The organism is Psychrobacillus sp. FSL H8-0483, from assembly GCF_038637725.1.
GTDB lineage: Bacteria > Bacillota > Bacilli > Bacillales_A > Planococcaceae > Psychrobacillus.
Map to the genome: position 1 here is coordinate 2,719,398 of NZ_CP152052.1, position 22,471 is coordinate 2,741,868.

The 22,471-nt window shown below is 37.4% G+C and carries 17 protein-coding genes, 1 other RNA gene and 1 other annotated feature; of the genes, 5 read left to right on the forward strand and 13 right to left on the reverse strand.

The annotated features are described in order from the left end of the window. Positions 1 to 28: 28 nt before the first annotated feature. A complete protein-coding gene (locus tag MHB48_RS13035) occupies positions 29 to 1,315 on the forward strand; it encodes a replication-associated recombination protein A (protein WP_342598468.1) in 1,287 nt (428 codons plus the stop codon). A 341-nt stretch (positions 1,316 to 1,656) separates the two neighbouring features. Here the strand turns inward: MHB48_RS13035 and MHB48_RS13040 are convergent, their stop codons facing one another. The 3 genes from MHB48_RS13040 to ssrS form a co-directional block, all read right to left on the reverse strand. Further along, a complete protein-coding gene (locus MHB48_RS13040; protein ID WP_342598469.1) occupies positions 1,657 to 1,851 on the reverse strand; it encodes a hypothetical protein in 195 nt (64 codons plus the stop codon). A gap of 66 nt (positions 1,852 to 1,917) precedes the next feature. Continuing rightward, entirely contained in the window at positions 1,918 to 2,679 is a 762-nt protein-coding gene (locus MHB48_RS13045; protein WP_342598470.1) for a tRNA threonylcarbamoyladenosine dehydratase, read from the reverse strand. A 92-nt stretch (positions 2,680 to 2,771) separates the two neighbouring features. Continuing rightward, positions 2,772 to 2,956: non-coding RNA, 6S RNA (gene ssrS / locus MHB48_RS13050), on the reverse strand. Between the two features lie 300 nt (positions 2,957 to 3,256). On the opposite strand from ssrS, the gene MHB48_RS13055 reads away from it, so the two are divergent. Further along, positions 3,257 to 3,883 (forward strand): LysE family transporter, encoded by a 627-nt coding sequence (locus MHB48_RS13055; RefSeq protein WP_342598471.1) that lies wholly within the window; start codon positions 3,257 to 3,259, stop codon positions 3,881 to 3,883. A gap of 98 nt (positions 3,884 to 3,981) precedes the next feature. After that, complete coding sequence (locus tag MHB48_RS13060) at positions 3,982 to 5,223, forward strand: MFS transporter (RefSeq protein ID WP_342598472.1); 1,242 nt, start codon at positions 3,982 to 3,984, stop codon at positions 5,221 to 5,223. An 89-nt stretch (positions 5,224 to 5,312) separates the two neighbouring features. Here the strand turns inward: MHB48_RS13060 and MHB48_RS13065 are convergent, their stop codons facing one another. The 3 genes from MHB48_RS13065 to hisS form a co-directional block, all read right to left on the reverse strand. After that, positions 5,313 to 5,588, reverse strand: coding sequence for a YqhV family protein (locus MHB48_RS13065; RefSeq protein WP_342598473.1), 276 nt, complete (start codon positions 5,586 to 5,588; stop codon positions 5,313 to 5,315). 130 nt (positions 5,589 to 5,718) lie between these two features. Next, positions 5,719 to 7,488 carry an aspartate--tRNA ligase gene (gene aspS, locus MHB48_RS13070; RefSeq protein WP_342598474.1) on the reverse strand — a complete coding sequence of 590 codons (1,770 nt, stop codon included), beginning with the start codon at positions 7,486 to 7,488 and terminating at the stop codon, positions 5,719 to 5,721. Continuing rightward, positions 7,485 to 8,780: a histidine--tRNA ligase gene (hisS, locus tag MHB48_RS13075; RefSeq protein WP_342598475.1), complete on the reverse strand. Its 1,296-nt coding sequence runs from the start codon at positions 8,778 to 8,780 to the stop codon at positions 7,485 to 7,487. The genes aspS and hisS overlap by 4 nt, the downstream gene beginning before the upstream one ends. Positions 8,781 to 8,951: 171 nt before the next feature. Then, positions 8,952 to 9,186: a binding site (T-box leader), on the reverse strand. A 114-nt stretch (positions 9,187 to 9,300) separates the two neighbouring features. On the opposite strand from hisS, the gene MHB48_RS13080 reads away from it, so the two are divergent. Beyond that, complete coding sequence (locus MHB48_RS13080; RefSeq protein ID WP_342598476.1) at positions 9,301 to 10,845, forward strand: SH3 domain-containing protein; 1,545 nt, start codon at positions 9,301 to 9,303, stop codon at positions 10,843 to 10,845. 376 nt (positions 10,846 to 11,221) lie between these two features. Here MHB48_RS13080 and dtd read toward each other — a convergent pair whose 3' ends face one another. From dtd to MHB48_RS13115, 7 genes are all read right to left on the reverse strand, one after another. Then, complete coding sequence (gene dtd, locus MHB48_RS13085) at positions 11,222 to 11,659, reverse strand: D-aminoacyl-tRNA deacylase (protein WP_342598477.1); 438 nt, start codon at positions 11,657 to 11,659, stop codon at positions 11,222 to 11,224. 15 nt (positions 11,660 to 11,674) lie between these two features. Further along, positions 11,675 to 13,867: a bifunctional (p)ppGpp synthetase/guanosine-3',5'-bis(diphosphate) 3'-pyrophosphohydrolase gene (locus tag MHB48_RS13090; RefSeq protein WP_342598478.1), complete on the reverse strand. Its 2,193-nt coding sequence runs from the start codon at positions 13,865 to 13,867 to the stop codon at positions 11,675 to 11,677. Positions 13,868 to 13,999: 132 nt separating this feature from the next. Continuing rightward, the gene (locus MHB48_RS13095) at positions 14,000 to 14,512 is read right to left on the reverse strand and encodes an adenine phosphoribosyltransferase (protein ID WP_340922050.1); all 513 of its coding nucleotides are present in this window, start codon (positions 14,510 to 14,512) and stop codon (positions 14,000 to 14,002) included. Next, positions 14,503 to 16,857 carry a single-stranded-DNA-specific exonuclease RecJ gene (recJ, locus tag MHB48_RS13100; protein ID WP_342598479.1) on the reverse strand — a complete coding sequence of 785 codons (2,355 nt, stop codon included), beginning with the start codon at positions 16,855 to 16,857 and terminating at the stop codon, positions 14,503 to 14,505. Before recJ ends, MHB48_RS13095 begins: the two co-directional genes overlap by 10 nt. 68 nt (positions 16,858 to 16,925) lie before the next feature. After that, on the reverse strand, positions 16,926 to 17,276 hold the full coding sequence (locus tag MHB48_RS13105) for a lipopolysaccharide assembly protein LapA domain-containing protein (protein WP_342598480.1): 351 nt from the start codon (positions 17,274 to 17,276) through the stop codon (positions 16,926 to 16,928). Between the two features lie 385 nt (positions 17,277 to 17,661). Then, the gene (secDF, locus tag MHB48_RS13110) at positions 17,662 to 19,932 is read right to left on the reverse strand and encodes a protein translocase subunit SecDF (RefSeq protein ID WP_342598481.1); all 2,271 of its coding nucleotides are present in this window, start codon (positions 19,930 to 19,932) and stop codon (positions 17,662 to 17,664) included. Between the two features lie 161 nt (positions 19,933 to 20,093). After that, positions 20,094 to 20,408 carry a post-transcriptional regulator gene (locus MHB48_RS13115; protein ID WP_342598482.1) on the reverse strand — a complete coding sequence of 105 codons (315 nt, stop codon included), beginning with the start codon at positions 20,406 to 20,408 and terminating at the stop codon, positions 20,094 to 20,096. 91 nt (positions 20,409 to 20,499) lie between these two features. Here MHB48_RS13115 and MHB48_RS13120 point away from each other — a divergent pair, with 91 nt between their 5' ends. Next, entirely contained in the window at positions 20,500 to 22,026 is a 1,527-nt protein-coding gene (locus tag MHB48_RS13120; protein ID WP_342598483.1) for an oligosaccharide flippase family protein, read from the forward strand. The last annotated feature ends 445 nt before the right edge of the window (positions 22,027 to 22,471 follow it).

Genomic DNA, 22,471 nt, shown 5'->3' on the forward strand with positions numbered 1-22,471 from the left:
CAAATGTACGAATGAAGGAGTGACCATTTTGAACAACGAACCTTTAGCCTATCGCATGAGACCTCAAACTATAGATGAACTCGCTGGACAGCAGCATGTTATTGGAAAAAATACAGCGTTATATAAAATGATTAAAAACGGTCATGTTCCCTCCATGCTTCTTTATGGCGATCCAGGGGTTGGTAAAACTTCTCTTGCATTTGCTATTGCAGGAACGACCAAGCTCCCTTTTGTGGCATTAAACGCAACAAAAGCAGGTAAAAAAGATGTGGAAGATGTGGTTGCAGATGCTCGTATTAGCGGAAAAGTCATTTTGTTTTTAGATGAAATTCATCGCTTCAACAAATTGCAGCAAGATACACTTTTGCCACATGTTGAAAATGGTTCAATTATATTAATTGGAGCGACAACTGAAAATCCATTTCACGATGTGAATCCGGCAATTCGTTCTCGTTGTGGAGAGATAAAGCAGCTAAAGCGTTTAACAACAGAAGATGTAGATATGCTTTTAAAAAGAGCCTTACTTGATAAAGTAAAAGGGCTGGGTCAAACGTCCATACATATTACCGATGAACAGCGATTAAATATAGCAGATGCAGCAAATGGTGATGCCCGGAAAGCATTAACTCTATTAGAATCAACTATATTTGCAAGCTTTGAGGAAGACGGAGTCACAAAGGTAGAAGACACTACACTTAAGAGCTTAATTGATCGTGTAGGCGTTTTTGGAGATAAAAAAGGGTCTCATTTTTATAATTTATTATCCGCCTTACAAAAATCAGTTAGGGGCAGTGACACGGACGCCGCACTTTATTATTTAGCCCACTTACTTGAAAATGGAGATTTAGTAGCTGTTTCTAGAAGACTGCTCGTGATGAGTTATGAGGATATCGGCCTTGCAAACCCATCTGTTGGGTCACAGGTGCTTGCTGCTATACAAGCGGCTGAACGACTTGGTCTCCCAGAAGCACGTATTCCTTTAGCGAATGCCGTTGTTTTAATGTGCTTGTCCGAAAAGTCTAATTCCGCTTATGCTGCTCTCGATGCGGCAATTGCTAGTATTCATCAAGGAAAAACGGGTGACATTCCAAGTCATTTAAAAGATACTCATTATGCCGGTGCAACGGAACTTGGTCACGGAGGCTATATTTATCCGCATGATCATAAAATTGGCACCTTCGGGGGATGGGTTAATCAAACGTACTTGCCCGACAGTCTCATTGGCACGAAATTTTATAAACCAATCGAAGCGGGTGAAGAAAAACGTCTCGCTGCTATTTATAACCGATTAGAGAATTTTAAATTGGAAAAATAAGAAGAGCGCATTGCACCTTTTAAGTTCAAAACCTGTTTTGTATCGTTTCCGAAAGTCTTTGGATAGACTTATTGCTATATCATTACCGATTAATTTTGAGAGGCTGGTCATGACTGACGTCACGACCAGCCTCACTTTTTTCGGTCATCTTGTGGCGATCGTCTGTCCGTCGCTCTCCTGTAACTTTTGGAGAGAAAAAATCCAGTCTACGTTATAGATAGACTGGATACTTTAGGGTTAAACACCCATTTTTCTTCTTGTATTACTTACTTTTTTCGTTGTGCTCCTGCGCAAAGCTCGTCGCAGACTGTATAGATAATACTATCTATACACAAATTCTTTTAGACACCCATCTTCCGTCTAGTATTGCTCACTTTCTTGGTTTGCTGGCTTTTCATTTTTTGGTTGCCAGCAGTGACGTTACCTTGTGATTTTCCACCAGAAGCTTGGTTTTTCTTTTCTTCTAGCTTTTGTTTCACCGCTTCTTGTAAAGTCATTTTCTTTTTTGTTTGTTCTTGATTTGTAGATTCCGTCATTTTTTTCCACCTCATTCATAAGTTATGTAATTTTAGTATAAATGATAAGGAAAAAACTGCAACCAATTACTGTACTCGATTAACCGTAATGTCCTTTGTAATATCATTAATAACCCAACTTGCGCATATTAAACCTACTACTGAAGGGACAAATGCATTGGAGGATGGTGGCATTTTTGCTTTACGAATTGCTGCATCCGGTTTTCCAACAGTTTCTACCACGTCCTCACGCACTACAATTGGACTTTCATCTGAGAATACGACAGGTATTCCCTTCGTAATGCGATCTTCCTTACGTAGTTTTGTACGAATGACTTTCGCAAGTGGATCTGTATGTGTTTTTGAGATATCGACAATTTTAAAGCGAGTTGGGTCTGTTTTATTGGCTGCACCCATACTGGAAATAATCTTAATTCCACGCTTTAAACACTCTTTCATCAAATGTATTTTGTAAATAATGGTGTCCGATGCATCAATGACATAATCAATATTCATTGCAAAAAACTGCTCATACGTTTCTTCTGTATAAAACATATGCATATCGATTACTTCACACGCAGGATTTATATCTGCAATTCGTTCTTTCATTACTTCCGATTTCGAGCGACCAACAGTTGACATATAAGCAACTAGTTGACGATTAATATTTGTAATATCAACATTATCTTTATCTACCAAAATAATACGTCCTACCCCACTTCTCGCGCAAGCCTCAGCCGCGAAAGAACCAACTCCTCCAACACCTAAAATAGCTACAGTCGTATTTCTTAATAAATCAACACCTTCTGTACCTATTGCAAGCTCATTTCTAGAAAATTGATGTAACAATTTAAATCACTCCATTTATATCAAATTAGTAGGAATAGTACCCAAGAAAAAACCTCCAGCAAAAACTGCTAGAGGATATTTAAAAATTTTAGACGAATCCCAATCGTGCCGACACATAAAGCGTATCGTTTTGAACCCGCATATAGCAGGTGGGTGTCCTCTTTATTACTTCTGACGTCCCATTGAAAGGCATGTCATTCATAATAAAAGTTAGACTCCCGACGATATAATTGTTCGGTCAAAACTGATGGGCATGATGCGAACACATCAGGATTCGTGTTACTTGTATAATAGCATATGGATTTATAAACTTCAATTAATTTATCGCATTATTATTAGACTATTCTGAATAATTTATTATAGGAATAAATACTCAGAGTATTATTCAATGGAGGGTTCTTTATCCAATAAGTCGCTTGTGAATAAGATCAAATGAATTATCCTATGTGCCAAAGAATTTAAATATACTAGAGTTTCACTTTAAAAAAAGCCAATGAAAAATTAACTTGGAAGTAGTAGTACAACCTGTCTTTTTTGAATATTATGCAAAGACACGATATCTACGGAGGGCTCCCTTATGAATTCCTTAATAACCTACTTCATCTTAGGTGTTTCATTAGCAGCACCGATCGGCCCTGTTAAGGCGACCTTATTAAATACAGGTATTAAGAATGGATTTTTTCATGCTTGGTTTTTTGGTCTTGGTGCTATCGCAACCGACATCCTTTACATGTTAATGGTATATTTCGGGGTCGGACAATTTATCGATAATCCGTTTATGAAAACATTCTTATGGTCCTTTGGTTTTTTTGTTCTTATATATACAGGGATAGAAAATTTACTGACACTCCATACTATTTCGATGGATCCAAAATTTCGCAAAGTAGTTCGTCTGAGACACTCATTTTTAGCTGGCTTACTCGTGGCACTACTAAATCCATTGACCATCCTTTTTTGGTTGGGTATATATGGTTCTATCTTAGTAGGCGGCGGCGGTTCTTTAACGGGATTTGAAGTGATTTTATTTAGTATAACTATTTTACTTGGCATTACATTAGTGGATTTAACTATGGCAACTATATCCAGTGGATCACGTAAATTATTGTCGAATTCGTTTTTAAAAACTATTTCTATTATATCTTCTATTTCCATGATTGGTTTTGGAATTTATTTTGGCATCCAAGCATATCATTCCCTATTTTAACGATTTACATAATTTTTAAATCGTTCTTTTCCTATATGCATAAAAACAATAGGTAAGGTAAACATACCTTTAATAATTGATGTTATTGAGGTGTGTTTATGGAAAAGACAGATCAAAGTGAAAATATCGTTAGCAAGTGGTGTATTATTAGTTTGGCCTCTATTCCGCTTGTTATGACACTTGGAAATTCTATGCTTATTCCAGTCCTACCTGTATTGGAAGAAAAGGTCGGGATCAGTTCTTTTCAATCTAGCATGATTATTACGAGTTATTCGGTTGCAGCTATCTTTCTCATCCCTGTTGCGGGTTATTTATCCGACCGTTTTGGAAGGAAAATGATTATCTTACCTAGTTTGATACTTGCATTAATCGGAGGTCTCATAGCCGGCTTCGCATCCTGGAAAATGGATAACCCATTTACATGGATCATTATAGGACGCATATTACAAGGTGTTGGGGCTTCTGGAGCTATGCCAATTGTTTTGCCTCTTGTGGGCGATTTGTTTAAAGGGGACGATGAAAAAACAAGCTCTACTTTAGGTATTATTGAAACATCCAACACGTTTGGAAAAGTATTAAGCCCTATTCTAGGTTCTGCGTTTGCCGCTCTATTATGGTTTTTGCCTTTCTTCTCCATTTCTATATTTAGTTTAATTTCTATTGCCCTTATTTTTTTCTTTGTAAAAGTACCAAAGGAAGAAGATGAACCTGTAAAGTTAAAAGACTTTTTAAGAAATATAAAAAAAACATTTAAGCAGGAAGGAAAGTGGTTATTTTCCGTATTTCTTAATGGAATCTTCGTTATGTTTATATTATTCGGCGTACTTTTCTTTTTATCCGAGAATCTTGAAAAAGTACATCATATTAAAGGAATAAAAAAAGGATTTGTACTAGCCATTCCTCTTTTATTACTATGCATAGCATCTTTTATTACGGGACGAAAAATGAAAGGTGAATTGTCAACGATAAAAAAATTAATGGTCTTTTGTTTGATAATTGTTTCCGCAAGTGTAGTTTTTGTTGGGTTTACCAAAGAAAAGCTTATACTTTTGTTAGTAGTAACTAGTATCGTGGGTATTGCAATTGGCGCAATACTACCTGTACTTGACGCCATCATCACAGAAAATATACAGAAGGAAGAGAGAGGAACCGTTTCTTCGTTTTACAGCTCTGCCAGATTTATTGGTGTTGCTGCAGGCCCTCCAGTTATGTCTCTTGTAATGACAGACTATCTTAATGTCACTTATATCGCCTCGAGTGTACTTGGCCTTGTCCTTTTATTCATTGTGTTTAAGTGCGTAAAGGTAGATGAAATAGATCAAAAGAAAAATTCTGCATAGAAAAATGAAAGCGTACACTTAGGAAAGTGTACGCTTTGTACTATGTAATGATTAGGACCGAACAGTCAATGAACTGAATCAGTCCTTTTTTATTTGGAGTTTAAGCTGAAGAGAATGAGAAATATGCCGGCAAACAGACATACTATCCGCGTCATCGAAATCTTTTCAGCTAGGCCGATTAATCCTATCCCTGTTGTAACTATTAAAATAACTGGTCCAACTAAAGCAAGTAAAGTGTTGATATAAAAAGCCTTTTCCAAATCATTAAATTTTAGCATAAACATTGCAGCTGTTATTTCGACACTACCGGAAAGTAACCTTAATAAAATGATAAATAGTAACGCTTTTTCAATAACTTGGACCACCGTCCCTCACAAGAATAGATACTTTTCTATTCTATGTATGGATATTTACTTTTATCAATATGGCTTCCGTCTAATCTTATCAAAAAGACCACTCAGTAGATCGAGTGGTCTCAGGTTATGTGAAATGCAATTATTTATTCTTTATATTTAACTTTAAACTTAGTTCTTCCAGTTGTGCATCTGCTACGGGACTTGGAGCTTGTGTTAACAAGTCACTAGCACTTGCTGTTTTCGGGAATGCAATTGTATCGCGCAAGTTTGTACTGCCAGAAAGAAGCATAACTACACGGTCCAATCCAAATGCAACACCACCATGTGGAGGAGTCCCATATTCAAATGCTTCCATTAGGAATCCAAATTGAGCTTTCGCTTCTTCATCCGAGAAACCAAGTATTTCAAACATTTTTTCTTGAACCGGTCTTGAATAAATACGCAATGATCCTCCACCAAGTTCATAACCATTTAATACTAAGTCATATGCTTGTGCACGTACTTTACTTGGATCAGAATCCATTAATGGTAGGTCTTCGTCGAATGGACGTGTGAATGGATGATGTGCTGCGTAGTATCGTCCTTCTTTTTCGTCGTACTCGAACAATGGCCAGTTTACAACCCATAGGAATTCAAAGCGATTTTCATCGATTAATTCCAGCTCTTTACCAAGTTTTAAACGAAGTGCACCTAATGCATCTGCTACAACAGATTTCTTGTCTGCAACAAATAATAATAAATCTCCTGCAGTTGCTTCTAGTGCTTCGATTAAGCTAGCTGCTGCTTCGCCTTCAAAGAATTTAGCAATAGGTCCTTTAAGGCCATCAACATCTACTTTTAACCAAGCAAGCCCTTTTGCACCATAAACTCCGGCAAATTCACCAAGAGCATCGATATCTTTTCTTGAATAGTTATCCGCTGCTCCTTTTACATTAATCGCTTTCACTTGTCCTCCAGTTTCCACAGCAGAAGCAAATACTTTAAATGCGCTATCTTTCACAATTTCTGAAAGGTTGACTAATTCTAGACCGAAACGAACGTCTGGTTTATCAGAACCGAAACGATCCATAGCTTCATCATAGTTCATACGAAGGAATGGAATAGTTACATCGATACCTTTTACATCCTTCATGATTTTTTTCATCATACGCTCGTTCATTTCCAAAATTTCATCCATGGATAAGAAACTCATTTCCATATCAATTTGCGTAAATTCTGGTTGACGATCTGCACGTAAATCTTCATCACGGAAGCATCGAGCAATTTGATAATACTTTTCAAATCCAGCTACCATTAACATTTGCTTAAATAATTGTGGTGATTGTGGAAGTGCATAAAATTCTCCATCATGTACACGACTTGGAACTAAATAGTCACGAGCTCCTTCTGGTGTCGATTTTGTTAAAATTGGTGTTTCCACTTCTAAAAATCCTTCGTCATCTAAGAAACGTCTCACTGTTTTAGTAATATCCGAGCGCATTTTAAATGTGTCATACATCACTGGTCTTCTTAAATCTAAATAACGATATTTTAAACGAATATCTTCACCAGCTTCTGATTGATTTTCAATTGCGAATGGTGGATTTTTCGCTTCATTAATAATAGAAACATCTGTTGCATGTACTTCAATTGCACCAGAAGGCATATTGGGATTTACTTGATTTGCAGCACGTCCGATTACTTTACCTTGTACTTCGATAATGTATTCATTACGAAGTGTGTCAGCGATTTGAATCGCATTTTCAGAAATCTCAGGATTAAATACTACTTGAACTAAACCGGAACGATCTCTCACATCTACAAATATTAGTCCACCTAAGTCTCTTCGTTTTTGAACCCACCCGATTAATTGGACGGATTCACCTATATGTTGTTCATTTAATTCTCCACTTGTATGGGTTCTGTTCATTGTTCTTTTGCCTCCACCTTTGTTGTCATACTATTTTTTACTTGCTCTATCAATGAGCTAAATGGTACTAGCTGTTGGTTTCCTGTAGATAAATCTTTTAACATCACGCTTTGTTTTTCCAGTTCATCATCCCCTATTACAAGCACTAATTTTGCTTTTAGGCGATCTGCTGATTTCATTTGCGTTTTAACTTTGCGGTCTAGATAATCCATATCTGCCGTAATAGCGTTTTGACGTAATTCATTCGTAAGTTCCACCGCTTTTTTCTTCGCAGCTTCTCCCATACCAATGACATATACATCTAACGTAGAGCTATCCGCCCAAATGTTTTTTTCCGCTTCCATCGCAAGCAATAATCGTTCTATACTCATTGCAAATCCAATACCCGGAGAATCTGGTCCTCCAAGCTCTTCTACAAGGCCGTTATATCTTCCGCCTCCAGCTAAAGTTGTAATTGCGCCGAAGCCTTCTGCAGCACTCATAATTTCAAATGCGGTGTGATTGTAATAATCCAAACCACGAACTAAGTTAGGATCTACTTCAAAAGGAATGTTTAAAATCGTTAAGTATTCCTTCACTTTTTCAAAATAAGCCGCCGAATCTTCATTTAAATAATCAGTTAGTGAAGGCGCAGTTTCCATTAAAGGATGTATGCGATCGACTTTACAATCCAAAATACGGAGTGGGTTTTTTTGCAATCTGTTTTGACAGTCCGAACAGAACTCCTCGATATGCGGTGCAAAGTGGTTTACTAGTGCTTCTTTGTGCGCAACTCGGCTTTCTGTATCACCTAGGGAATTAATTACGAGCTTTAATTTCTTCAAGCCTGCTTTTTGATAAACAGACATAGCAAGTGAAATAACTTCTGCATCAATTGCTGGATCTGCACTTCCAATTGCTTCAATGCCAAATTGAACAAATTGGCGATATCTTCCGGCTTGTTGGCGCTCATATCGGAACATAGGTCCCATATAATACAATTTCACTGGTTGATCAGGGTAACCGAACATTTTGTGTTCCACAAATGCACGAACGGCAGAAGCTGTTCCCTCAGGTCGAAGTGTGAGTGAACGATCTCCACGATCTTGGAATGTATACATCTCTTTTTGCACGATATCAGTTGTATCTCCAACGCTTCTCGTAAATAGTTCCGTATGCTCGAATATAGGAGTTCTAATTTCTTTATATTGATACATACGGCATTGCTCTCTTATTAAATCTTCAACTACTTGCCATTTTCCCGTTTCGGATGGCAAAATATCTTGTGTTCCTCTTGGTACTTTAATATCCATTTTTTCAGGACTCCTTTCAAATATAAAAATAAGGCTCTGCTAAACGACTATGTTGTTACTTGCCGAAAATCCGCTCGCTTTTCCGCGGATTTTCGGCACAAAATATATGCTTCTAAAAAACAACAGTCTAATTTAACAGAAACAAAAAAAAGCCCCCATCCCTTGCATATAGCAAGGGACGAGAGCTTATATAAGCTTCCGCGGTTCCACCCTAGTTGGCCAAAAATTGACCCTCTCAACTCTGGATAACGGCCAGCTCCGTTTTTGCCTACTTAAGAAATTCTTTTTCGACAAAAATCCTCTCGAATGTTGTTCACTGAGTTCGTATGTAGGAAAGATTTCAGCCACGTCTTTCCCTCTCTTGTCATCCGTTTTAAACAGCTACTTTTTCGGTCATCGGTTTGTTTTAGTTTTTGATTATACTTTATCTTAATGACGTAAATGAAATAAGTCAACCCTTTTAAATAAAAGGTAGAATTTTTTTATCAGACTATTTACAATAGGACTAGGGGTGAATCCAATGAACGATAAAATACTACATAAAATGACATTAATTTTCCTGGCTTTTATCCTACTAGTTCCAGTAATGCAGGCTAAGGCACAGGAAGAGGAAGTAACGGTGAATGTTAGTACATTGAAAGTCCGATCAGGTCCCGGACTTACATACGACACAATAGGTGCTGTTACAAAAAACGAGAAATTAGCTGTGATTGGTAGAGAAAATGACTGGCTTCATATTAAATTTGGAAATACTACAGGATGGGTTGCTAATTGGTATACCACAAGTGAGTCAGTAGAAATGACCAATAAACAAGTTGTTTCCAAGGTGAATAGGTTGAATGTTCGAACAGAACCCTCTACTTCATCAGCCACTATTGGCCAAATAAACGAAGGAAATCAATTCGTCGCATACAAATCAGAAGGAGAATGGGTGGAAATTGATTTTCAAGGCCAAAAAGGCTGGGTAAATCAATCATATATTACCCTAATTGAACAACCTTCTGCTGAAGTTAAACCTGCTCCTACTCCTTCTAAAGAGAAGTTATTCGTTGTGTCTGTCGATGTTTTAAATGTTCGTGCAAAAGCAGATTTATCATCTAAAAAAATAGGACAAGTAGAAAAAGGGGAACAATTTGAAATACTTTCTACAGATCATAATTGGGTACAAGTACAATTAGAAAACGGAAAAAAAGGTTGGCTGTATAGTTTTTATGGTAGATTTACGAATGACGTTGAATCACCACCATCTACTGATGATACCAATGGCACCATTACTGTTCTTTATAACGGTACTAATTTGCGCTCTGATAGCGCGACAAATAGTAATGTTGTGAAAAGAGCAGATGCGGGGGAATCCTATGTTGTTTTAGAATCAATCAACGATTGGTATAAAGTTGCATTGGAGGATCAATCTACTGCTTATGTAGCGAGTTGGGTGGTTTCTCCCTCTTCATCGACTAAAGGAATGAATGCAAGCATACCTGAAAAAGAAGTAGAAACAGAACGGAAAAAAGGTACTTTGAATGGATTATCGATTGTCATCGATGCTGGTCATGGAGGAAATGACCGCGGTACAACTGGTGCCCTTGGGACCGACGAAAAAGGCATTACGTTATTAACAGCTGAACTACTTTCGTCCAAACTACAAGCTGCTGGCGCAAATGTAATCATGACAAGGGAATCAGACCAGTACGTTGACCTTCGTAAACGTGTTTCCATCGGCCATCAGGTTTCAGCAGATGCATTTATTAGTTTGCATTATGACGCAGTTGATAATAGCTCTGTACGCGGTTTTACAAGCTATTATATGCATGGTTATCAAAAGGAATTAGCTCAGTATGTGCATGATGGTCTAGCTGATATGATTTCATTAAAGGATCGTGGCACACAACCTGGTAATTATTTAGTTCTACGAGAAAATAAGCAAAAAGCCGTATTAGTTGAGCTAGGGTATTTAAGTAATCCTACGGAAGAACGAAACGTGACAACGCCAAAGTTTAGAGAACAAGCAACACATGGAATTTACAATGGAATAATCAATTACTTTGATAGCCAATTAAATTAATGTTAAGAAAAGCGCAAGCACCCTCTAAGTACAAAACCTGTTTTGAATCGTTTTCGGAGGTCTTTGGACAGACTTATTGCTATATCATTACCGATTGATTTTTAAGAGAGGCTGGTCGTGACTGACGTCACGACCAGCCTCTCTTTTCTCGGTAATCTTATAGCGTTTGTCAGTCCGTCGCCCTCCTTCAACAGTTCGAATAAGGTTAAGATCTTTTTGGATAATGAGAGAATAGATTCTTTTTTAATCATGTTGAAAGCTCTCAAAGATGCAATTTCGGGAGCCCTTGAATTAATCTATCCTATCTACCTATGCAAATTCAAAAAAAGCTGTAATGTGGCTCTACGAGTCATTACAGCTTTTTTCATACAAATTCCTAAGCCTCTAACATAATGGTAACTGGACCATCGTTTGTAAAGGTGACGTCCATCATGGCACCAAAAACCCCAGTTTCCACGGTAAAACCTTTGTCACGAAGCTTTTTATTAAATAGCTCCCATAACGGCTTTGCAATTTCTGGACGAGCCGCATCGGTAAAACTTGGTCTTCTACCTTTTCTAGTATCAGCATACAATGTAAATTGCGATACAGAAAGAATAGCTCCACGGGCCTCTTCGATGGAATGGTTCATCTTTCCATCCTCGTCTTCAAATAAACGCAAACCTGCAATTTTATCTGCTAGATATGTTATTTCTACATCACTATCTGTTGTCGTTATACCTACTAAAAGTAAGTAGCCATGGTCTATTTTCCCTGTCACTTCTCCATCGACAGTGACCTTTGCATTTTTGCAACGTTGAAGCAACACTTTCATGAAAAAATAACTCCTTTAATTAATAATTCGTTGTACGGAGTAAACATCTGATAACTGTTTAATACGGTCCGCTACTTTATGCAAATGTGCTATGTCTGATATTAATATCGTTAAATGTATGGAAGCAATATCATTATCAGATCTTCCCGTTACAGCAGCAATATTTGTTTTTGATTCATTTACTACTTGTAACACCTCGTTTAAAAGACCAGGACGGTCAAATGCAGATATTTCAATATCCACCTGATACTCTTTTTTCATTGGTGTATCTGAATGTTCCCAATCGACTTCAATAATTCGAGAGTGTGCATCGTCATTTTGTACATTAGGGCAGTCCGCACGATGAACCGATACCCCTCGACCTTTTGTAATAAATCCTACAATTTCATCACCTGGGACTGGACTACAGCAGCGGGAAAGTCGAATAAGAAGGTTCTCGATACCTTTTACGACTACACCTGAATCCGTCGATTTTTTAATCTTAGGTGTTTTCATTTCAGTTGTAATTTTTTCTAACGCTTCTTCTTGATCGCGAATTTTGCGCATTTTTTCTGCAAGTCGATTAACTACTTGTTGCGCTGTTATCCCGTTGAAACCTACAGCAGCGTACAAGTCCTCTTCCCCGGCAAAAGCATATTTTTCACATACACGCTTTATATTTTCAGGAGTTAATACTACCCTAATATCAAACTCTTGTGCTTTTATTTCTTTTTCAATAAGTTCTTTACCTTTTATAACATTTTCATCACGAAGTTGCTTTTTAAAGAACTGTTTAATTTTATTTTTCGCTTGGGAGGATTGGGCAATTTTCACCCAGTCTTTACTTGGACCAAATGATTGTTTAGAAGTGAGCACTTCAATAATGTCACCTGTTTTTAACTTTGTATCAAGTGGAACCATCTTGCCATTTAATTTTGCGCCTATCGTTTTATTTCCTACCTCAGAATGGACGCGGTAAGCAAAATCAATTGGTACAGAGCCCGCAGGTAGCTCAATGACATCACCTTTTGGAGTGAACACATATACCATATCCGAAAATAGGTCGAATTTTAGAGATTCCATAAATTCTTCTGCATTGGACGATTCTTGTTGAAACTCAAGAATTTCTCTGAACCAAGTTAACTTAGAATCAACCGTTAATTTGTTTGTCTCTACTTTTTTTCCTTCTTTATAAGCCCAATGTGCCGCAACCCCAAATTCCGCAATATTATGCATTTCTTCCGTGCGAATTTGCACTTCTAGAGGTTCTCCATTTGGTCCGATCACAGTCGTATGAAGAGATTGGTATAGGTTTTGTTTTGGCATCGCAATGTAATCCTTAAATCTACCAGGCATTGGTTTCCATAATGTATGAATAACTCCCAATACGGCGTAACAATCTTTAATACTGTTGACGATAATTCGCATTGCAAGAAGATCGTATATTTCATTGAACTGCTTGTTTTGAATGACCATTTTTCGATAGATGCTATAAATATGTTTCGGTCGACCAGATATATCTGCGTCTACCTCCATTTCATCTAATTGGTTACGAATATCGTTCATGACATCACTTAAATACGACTCTCGCTCTGTTCGTTTTTTCTTCATAAAATTAACAATACGATAGTACTGCTGTGGGTTTAAATAACGTAAAGACGTGTCTTCTAATTCCCACTTCACTGCAGAAATCCCCAGACGATGGGCAAGTGGTGCAAAAATTTCTAATGTTTCATTGGAAATACGACGCTGTTTTTCTTCCGGTAAATGCTTAAGCGTACGCATATTATGTAAACGATCAGCAAGTTTGATAAGTATAATTCGAATGTCCTGTGCCATTGCAATAAACATTTTGCGGTGATTTTCTGCTTGCTGTTCTTCTTTTGACATATATTTAATCTTGCCGAGCTTTGTAACTCCCTCTACTAAGAGCGCAACTTCCTCATTAAAATCCCGAACGATATCTTCTCTTGTAAACTCCGTATCTTCTACTACATCATGTAAAAAACCAGCAGCAACGGTTTCTGGATCCATTTGAAGATCAGCAAGAATTCCGGCTACTTGGATTGGATGTAATATATATGGTTCACCAGAATTACGAAATTGTTCTCGATGTGCATGTTCTGCGAGCGCGTATGCCTTTTTAACAAAATCAACATGCTGTTTGTTCATATAAGTAGAAAGTGTATCGAAAACATCTTCTGCTGTCTTCACTTGATCTTTTGCCATGCCATTCACCTGATTTCGTTATATTTCAAAATAGTATATAAACTATATTGTATAAAAAAAAAGAGGGACTTGTAAAGTCCACCCTTAGACTGTGTAGAAAATAGCTTCACTTATCTATAATCTTAACAGAAATTAATACTGCATCAATGTGCAAATATTGTAATCTTTTAATTTGTCACGACCATCTAGGTATGTTAGTTCGATTAAGAATGCACACCCTACAACAACTCCGCCTAATTCTTCTACTAATTTAATCGTGGCTTCGATTGTTCCACCAGTTGCTAATAAATCATCAACAATAAGAACTCGTTGTCCAGGCTTAACAGAATCTTTATGCATCGTTAATACGTCTTTTCCATATTCTAAGCCATATTCAGCACGAATTACTTCACGAGGAAGCTTTCCTTCTTTACGAACTGGTGCAAAGCCTACACCAAGTGCATAAGCAACTGGACACCCGATAATAAATCCACGTGCTTCAGGTCCCACTATAATATCAGCATCCACTTGTTTTGCGTATTCAACAATTTGGTCCGTCGCATACTTGTAGGCTTCGCCATTATCCATAATTGTCGTAATATCTTTAAAACGAATGCCTGGTTTTGGCCAATCTTCTACAATTGTTACGTATTGCTTTAAATCCATATTTGCTCCTCCTCAGGAACGGTTTGTACTGCTTTTCGCTCTTCAAACCATTGTTTCAGTTCTATATATGGCGCATACAAAAGCTTTTGTTCAAGCTCTATTTGTTTAGCACGTTGGTGATAAGCTGGTGCTTCCGATAAATCCTTTTTAGGAATATTATCATTTAAGACCAACGTCCCACCCTCTATTCTAACAAAATTAAGCTCAAAAAACACCTTTGACATAAAATTAATTGTTCCTTGACTCCAACCCGTATGCTTCGATAATTCATGTACATGCTGTTTTAGTGCAAATGTTTTTCGTTTTGCTAAAAAAGAAAAATACCATTTGAACTGTTCTCTTGTTGGTAGCCCTTCAAAATAAGTAGACTCAGTTGCGTAAAAATGGGCATATATTCGCTTCCATTGATGGTGTTCCAACAACTGTACCAGTAGCTTTTCATCTGAAGGTAAATCTAAAACCGTTACGAAATCTGCATGGATCCTTTGCTCCACCAAATCCTTAAATAGCCATACCTTTTCCTGAATGAATGAACGGAAATGACTAATGGAAGCTTCATCAAAGGATACAAAAATAGTCTGTCCTACAGGAATGGTTGGTAGCCAGCGATTCACTTGACGAATTCCTCTTATATCAAATAGCTGCCATTCGTTTGTTCTTGCATCTTGAATCATTAGTTGTGGTTTCTTTCTGCCGTTCCATTCGTTAATTTGTAAGTCTCCGATAAATGATAGTTTCGTAGCCGGGGCGATTTCATCTGCTAAATCTCCTTTTCCAAACCCAATTGCATCTAATACTGTAGCTCCTTGCTTTAACTCCAACTTCACATGATTTTGTGCCGATCCAATTTTCCGTATAGAACCTACTTCCATATTTTCTATACAATAGACAGGCTTTGCAAAACCCATTCCGAATGGTGCAAGTTTCCGAAGAGAATCTATAGATTCTGTCGATATTTCATCCATCTCGAGAGGAACGTCAATCAAAATTACGGGAACTAATTGCTCCTCTGTTAAACAAGTTTTTGCTTGATCGTTTAATCGTGCTTTTACCTCTTCTAGATGTTCCAAAGGAAAGGTCATACCAGCCGCCATTGGATGTCCTCCAAAATGAGGAATTATATCATTGTTTTTTGCGAGTTCTTTATACATATGGAACCCTTCAATACTTCGAGCAGACCCTTTTGCTATTTGCTTTTCTTCATCAAAGCCAAGAACAATAGTTGGACGATAATACTTTTCAACAAGTTTGGAAGCAACAATTCCTAACACACCTGGATTCCAGTCTTTTTTTCCAACCACAATTACACTTGGACCTTGTATATTATTCTCTTGTTCAATTAGTTCAATCGCCTCATCGGTAATTTGCTTTACAATTGCCTGACGTTCTTTATTTTTTTCGTTTAACATATTGGCAATTGATAATGCATAATTTGACTCCTCGGTTAAAAATAACTCTACCCCTGGAGCCGCTTCGCCAAGTCTCCCAACCGCGTTAATTCGAGGACCAAACATAAAACCAATTGTCTCTTCATTGATCGTAGATATTTCCACACCACTTACATTTGCGAGCGCTTCAATTGCAACCGAATCGGTTCGTTGCATTTGTTTTATTCCTTGCTGCACGAAATAACGATTTTCTCCTGTCAATGAAACCAAATCCGCAATTGTTCCAATTGCTACTAAGTAAAATAATTCCTTTGGCATTTCCCCAATTAATGCATGAGCCACCTTGAAAGCCACCCCTACTCCAGCTAAATGCGGAAACGGATACGTAGTGTCTTTTAGTCCAGGATGAATGATGATGTCTGCTATTGGTAGCTCTTCTCCTGGTTCATGGTGATCCGTAACGATAACATCCATCCCTAACTCTTTTGCAAATTGAATTTGCTTCAGACCAGAAATACCATTATCGACTGTAATGATTAGTTTAACCCCTTCGTCAAATGCTTCTTGAAATAAACGCTCACTTGGTCCATAGCCATCGATAAATCGATTCGGTATTTTAAAAATAACATCCGCACCAAGGGACTCCAGTGTTTTCATCATCACCGTTGTACTTGTAATACCATCTGCATCATAATCTCCGTATACCATAATGCGTTCCTCAGCATCTATTGCTTGCTGTACCCTTTCTACTAAATCGTCCATTCCATTTAGTAAAAATGGGTTATGTATATGTTTTTCCGTTACATGTAAAAAGTTTTTTGCATCTTCTACGTTTTCAAAACCTCTTGAAACTAACACTTTTGCACAAACTTTTGGGATATTAAGTGCCTGTTCTAAAGCAGAAACTAATTGTTCGTCGGGTCTTGAAATACGCCATCTTTTTTGAGATTGAATCATTTTCTTCACTTCCTTGTCTTTATTATAACGCAAAAAAACCTTTTGACATTAGCCAAAAGGTTTTTGGATTATTTTGTTGTTTTCTCATCATGAAGGCTAACTGATTTTTCAACTACCTCACTTTGTTTTGTATGTTGTCCTAAAAGCTCATTTTGGAGTGCTGCAAGAGATACTTCTTTCTTTTCAAGCTCTTTACTTAATTGCTTCACCTTACGTGAAAGTACAAAGGAGCGATAAATTGCTACAGTTCCACTCAACATGGCACCTAATAGGGCAGAGCCTAAAATAACTAAAATAAGCGGCCAGTCCGCTTCTCCAAATACATAGTTTACAGGTACTGCTCCAACATTATTTACAGCAAATAAAGCAATAATAACAGCAAAAATCAAACCTAATAGTAATGTCCACTGAAATTTCATCCCTTCACCCCTTTTACTTATTACTCTACCATAAAATTTTAAGAAAATCGCCAGTGGCCCCTGTCATACTCTGTAAAAAAAATGGAGCTGTCCCTAAAGTCATATAGTGACTTAGAGATGGTCCCTTTTCCAATGTATTGATTCCGTTCCAGACGGACGCTTTCCGCGGGCATGGCTTCAGTCTCCTCGTCGCTTTTGCTCCTGCGGGGCCTTCAGCTCCTGCTATTCCCGCTGGAGTCGCCGTCTTTCACTAGAATCAATTGCCTACAAAAAATAGTAGTTGTAATAAAAAGTATACAAAAAACAGGTGTAGAAAAAAACTCGTTTTTCTACACCTGCTTCAATTTATGGGCCTATTGGACAGCCCCAATGAATTTTTATTTTATTATACTACCGGCTCGTCTGAACCCCATGTTTTTTCTTCTTTTTTCACATCAATTCCACCTGTTTTACGTAACTCTTTCACTTTCAAATCGAACCACAATTGCGTAGCAATTAAAATTGAAGAGTATGTTCCTGCTATTAAACCGATTAACAATGCGATGGAGAAGTTGCGAATACCTTCTGCACCAAATAATAGAAGTGCAACAACTACTAAGACAACAGTAAGTACCGTATTAACCGAGCGTCCTAGTGTTTGACGAAGTGATTTATTGACAATGGTTGCTAGCTCTTCTTCGGTCGTAATTTTATTACTACGAAGTAAGTTCTCACGGATACGGTCAAACGTTACAATTGTATCGTTGATTGAATATCCAACAATCGTCAAGACTGCAGCAATGAATGTAATATCAACTTCTAAACGTAGAATACTGAATATAGCAACCATTAAGAAAGCGTCATGTATTAAGGAAACAATGGAAGCTACACCCATTCGCCATTCGAAACGGAACGCAACATATATAACAATTCCGATAGCCGCAATCATTAATGCATAGAGAGCATTTTTAGCAAGCTCTTTACCAACTGTTGGAGATACTGTACTTACTGTAGGTTCTTCTCCAAACTGCTCTGTCATTTCTGCTTTTAATGTTTTAATCTCTTCCTGAGAAAATTCCTCTTTGTAACGAACAACTGCACTATCACCATTTTCTCCAGATAAAACAATATCTTCAGATGATAATCCGATACTCTCAATTTTCTCGGAAACAATTTCCTGTGTTAATGGAGTTTCAGAATTGATCTGTACACGAGTACCAGAAGAGAAGTCAATTCCTAGATTCAATTTGAACACGCTCAATATAACGATTCCCGCTATTGTTAAAACAATAGAAGCGGTATAGAAAATTTTACGGTTGTGTACGAAATCTAAACGATCAAATTTAGTTGTTAAATCTAATGTATCAACTTCCTCTTCAGGAGGATGAATACGTTTTTTGGATATACCAAACCAGCCTGGTTTATTATCAAAGTATCCACTATGAACTAATAATCCTAAAAGGATACGTGAAGCCCAAACTGCTGTGATAAACACAACTAAAATACTAATGATTAACAAAGTAGCAAATCCTTTAACAGAGCTTGTACCAAAGAAGAACAATACAGCCGCTGCTAAAAGTGTTGTAATATTCGCGTCAAAAATAGCGGAGAATGCCTCTTTAGCTCCCGAGTCAAATGCTTTTTTGACGGATTTACCAACCCGTAATTCTTCCCTAATTCGCTCATAGGTTAGGATATTGGCATCCACAGCCATCCCAACACCGAGCACAATCGCTGCGATACCAGGAAGTGTCAGTACGCCGTTAATCCAATCAAATATTACTAAGATCAAGAAAATGTAGACGATTAACGAAATAACCGCTATTACACCTGGTAAACGGTAGTAGAAAATCATGAATATGAAAATACCGGCAACACCGATAATACTAGCTAAAATAGTACTATTTAATGCTTGTTCTCCGAATTGAGCACCTACTGATGTAGAGTAAATTTCTTTTAATTTAACAGGTAAAGCTCCAGCATTTAAAATACCTGATAAATCTTTTGTTTCATCTACAGTAAACGCTCCAGAAATCTCCACACTATCTGAACTAATTCGTTGTGAAACTCTTGGAGCAGATGTGAATTTAGGTTTTTCCTTCATCACTTCTGCAGCGTATGAGTCCACACCTTCTTCAAAATCTAACCAAATTACCAATACATTGTCTGGTGCTGGTTTAGCAGCGATTTCACCAGTAACTTCTGCAAATTTATTAGCGTCCTTTAATTCTAGTGTAACAATCGGTTGCCCTTGTTGGTTAAAAGCTGCTTTTGCTCCACCTTGTTTTAAATCCGTTCCGTCCAACATAATGTTATCTTCTGAATCACGGAATGTTAAATTTGCTTGTGTAGAAAGCAATTCCCTTGCTGAATTCTGGTCTTCCACCCCAGCAAGCTGGACGCGAATACGATTTCCATTTTCAATCTGAATACTAGGCTCACTAACACCAAGTACGTCAATACGACTAGTTAGAGCAGATGCTGTGTCACTAACAACCTCTTCTGTTATCTTTTGACCTTCTTTTAATGGCTCTACTTGATAAAGAACTTCAAAACCACCTTGTAAATCTAACCCTAGTTTAATATTGTTCAAAACATTACCAACTGTTGGGCTTATTGTTCCTGCAAAAATTACGATTAGCAATAAAAACGCAACTATGCGTCCTCTAGTTTTCATATGTATATTTCCTCCTAAGAAAAGCACCAGACATCACTTATTTGACATCTATAGCTTATCAATTACGAAATAGAACAGGATTCCTGCTATTTCATTCAAAAAAAAAAACGCAACATATTTATTATGAAACACGATGCGCTCACTGTCAAATAACGGATACATCATTTATCTTCATTTTTTGAGTTTAATAATAAGTGTAACTCTTCTTGATTGATTTCCGAAAACCAATTCGCAGTTCTAGAATTCTGGATTTGTTCAAAAGTCATATATTCTGCAGGTGAAATAGAAAGAACATCATTTACAATTTGATATAACGATAGTGAAAGAACGTTTTGCTTTCGCCACTTTTTTGTCACACAATATTTCCATATGTCTTTTTCGGTAACCGTGTCATATTGATATACTTCAAATTCACTTTTTTTACTTTCTAAAGCAGGTAATACGTGCGTAAAAATATCTTCGTATGTGTTTTCCAAAATACCGCACCCCTTTATAGAATAATGTACCAAGTAATATGCATATTGTTATTGTAAACGAAGTTCCTGTATTTGAGAAGGAAGTGTTCAATTGTCTACATTTTTAAGAGGATCTATTTTGTTAATGCTTGCCATTTTTTTGTCCAAGTTCTTAGGTTTTATTTTTCGAATGCAATTTGTCCGCTTAACAGGCGAAGAAGCAGTAGGTATTTATATGACCGCATATCCTGCGTTCATATTCTTTCTATCGCTTATTCAACTAGGAATACCAGTTGCCATGTCCAAAATAATTGCTGAATTACGGGCGAGGAATGCTATTTCTCAATATTTCTCGGTCATGCGAACTTCTGTAATTGTTACAGTCATTTCTATTTTAGCATTCACACCATTCTTTTTGTATGTCACACCATTTATTTCTGGTAATCTTTTGAAAAATGATGCGATTGCGATGACGCTCTATGTATCGATTGCCATCGTACCGATTGCAGCCGCTGGTGGTATATTAAAAGGGTTTTTCCAAGGAATTGCTCGCCTTGAGGAAACTGCTGTAGCTCAACTGATGGAACAGATTGTTCGAATTATACTCATTAGCTTTTTACTACCATTTTTCCTCACTTCTGCTTCCCCACAAGAAGCAGCAGCTTATGCAATGTTTATATCTCTTTTGGCTGAACTTGCCGCTCTCTTATATTTAAAATGGAAATATAACAAATGGAAAAATAAGCAGTCTTACACAAAAGCTAAAAGCGGTTATCCTTTGTCACCATTGTTCGCGATTGCGCTACCATCTTCAGGAAGTAGATTATTTGGGTCGTTCACTTGGTTTTTAGAGCCTATTATTTTTATTAAAGCTCTTGCAATAACAGGCATTACAGCAGTTGCAGCTACTACACTTTATGGGGTAATTTCAGGAGTATTAATACCATTAGTATTATTTCCTTCTTTCATTCCTTACGCTCTTTCTATTGTGCTTATCCCAGCTGTCAGTGATGCTTTTGCTAGAAAAAATTACACCTTATTAAAAGAAAGAATTCATTTGTCATTAAAATTTTCTACGTTAACTGGTTGCTATGCCGCCACTCTTTTTTATTTACATGGTGGTGAGCTAGTTTCTGCACTTTTTCACGTGGATAATGGCACGGTTTACATGAAGATTCTTTCCCCAATATTTTTCTTTTATTATATTCAAAGTCCACTTTTTTCTATCTTGCAAGCATTAAACAATTCAAGAGCTGCGTTTTTAAACTCATTATATGGTGGTGTAGGAAAACTGTTATTATTATTTTTCCTTGCCTCCCAAGCTTCCATACAAGAAAAAGGTGCTGTAGTTGCGATTGGCTTTGGAGTGTTAATTACTTCATTTTTACATATCGCTTCGTTAAAAGAAAAAAAAGAAGCACAAATTGGCTTCTCGTTTTTTGTTCTCCCGTATGTAGTCTTTTTACTTACCATTATTTCTCGTCCGTTAATTTTATCCATTGGAGACCGTCCATTAATCATGGATTGTTTGTTTACCATGGTCTATTTAACAATTGGGCTAGTTCTCTTTAGACAAATTAAACGTAAGGAAGTAGCTGTCATTTTTAAAATAGCCCAATCATCCAAAAATAGGTTTTAAGTTTTAGCTCTGTTAAACGATTATGCTGTTACCTGCCGAAATCTCGTTGATTTCCGCTTTAGGCGGACGCTTTCCGCGGGGTGAGCGATAAGCCATCACCGCCGCTACGCGTCGTTTGTGATGGCTTATCTGTCTCACTCAACCCGCTGGAGTCGCCGCCTGCCGCTTCAATCTACAAAGTGATAAATGTTCTTTCCTAGTGATATGAACTAGCATCAATGACTGTATCTTCTGAAGCCATCTCTAAGAAATATTTAACCGACATATCCTTTTTTTAGTTCCTTTTAATATAAAGGAAACACGCTTCTTTTTTAGTTTAAAGAGTATTTATTTTATGGTGATGAGAGTGAAAGGCGGTGACTCCAGCGGGAAAAGCGCGTCCAGGTGAGACCCCGCAGGAGCTTGCGACGAGGAGGCTCACGGACCGACCGCGGAAAGCGTCCGC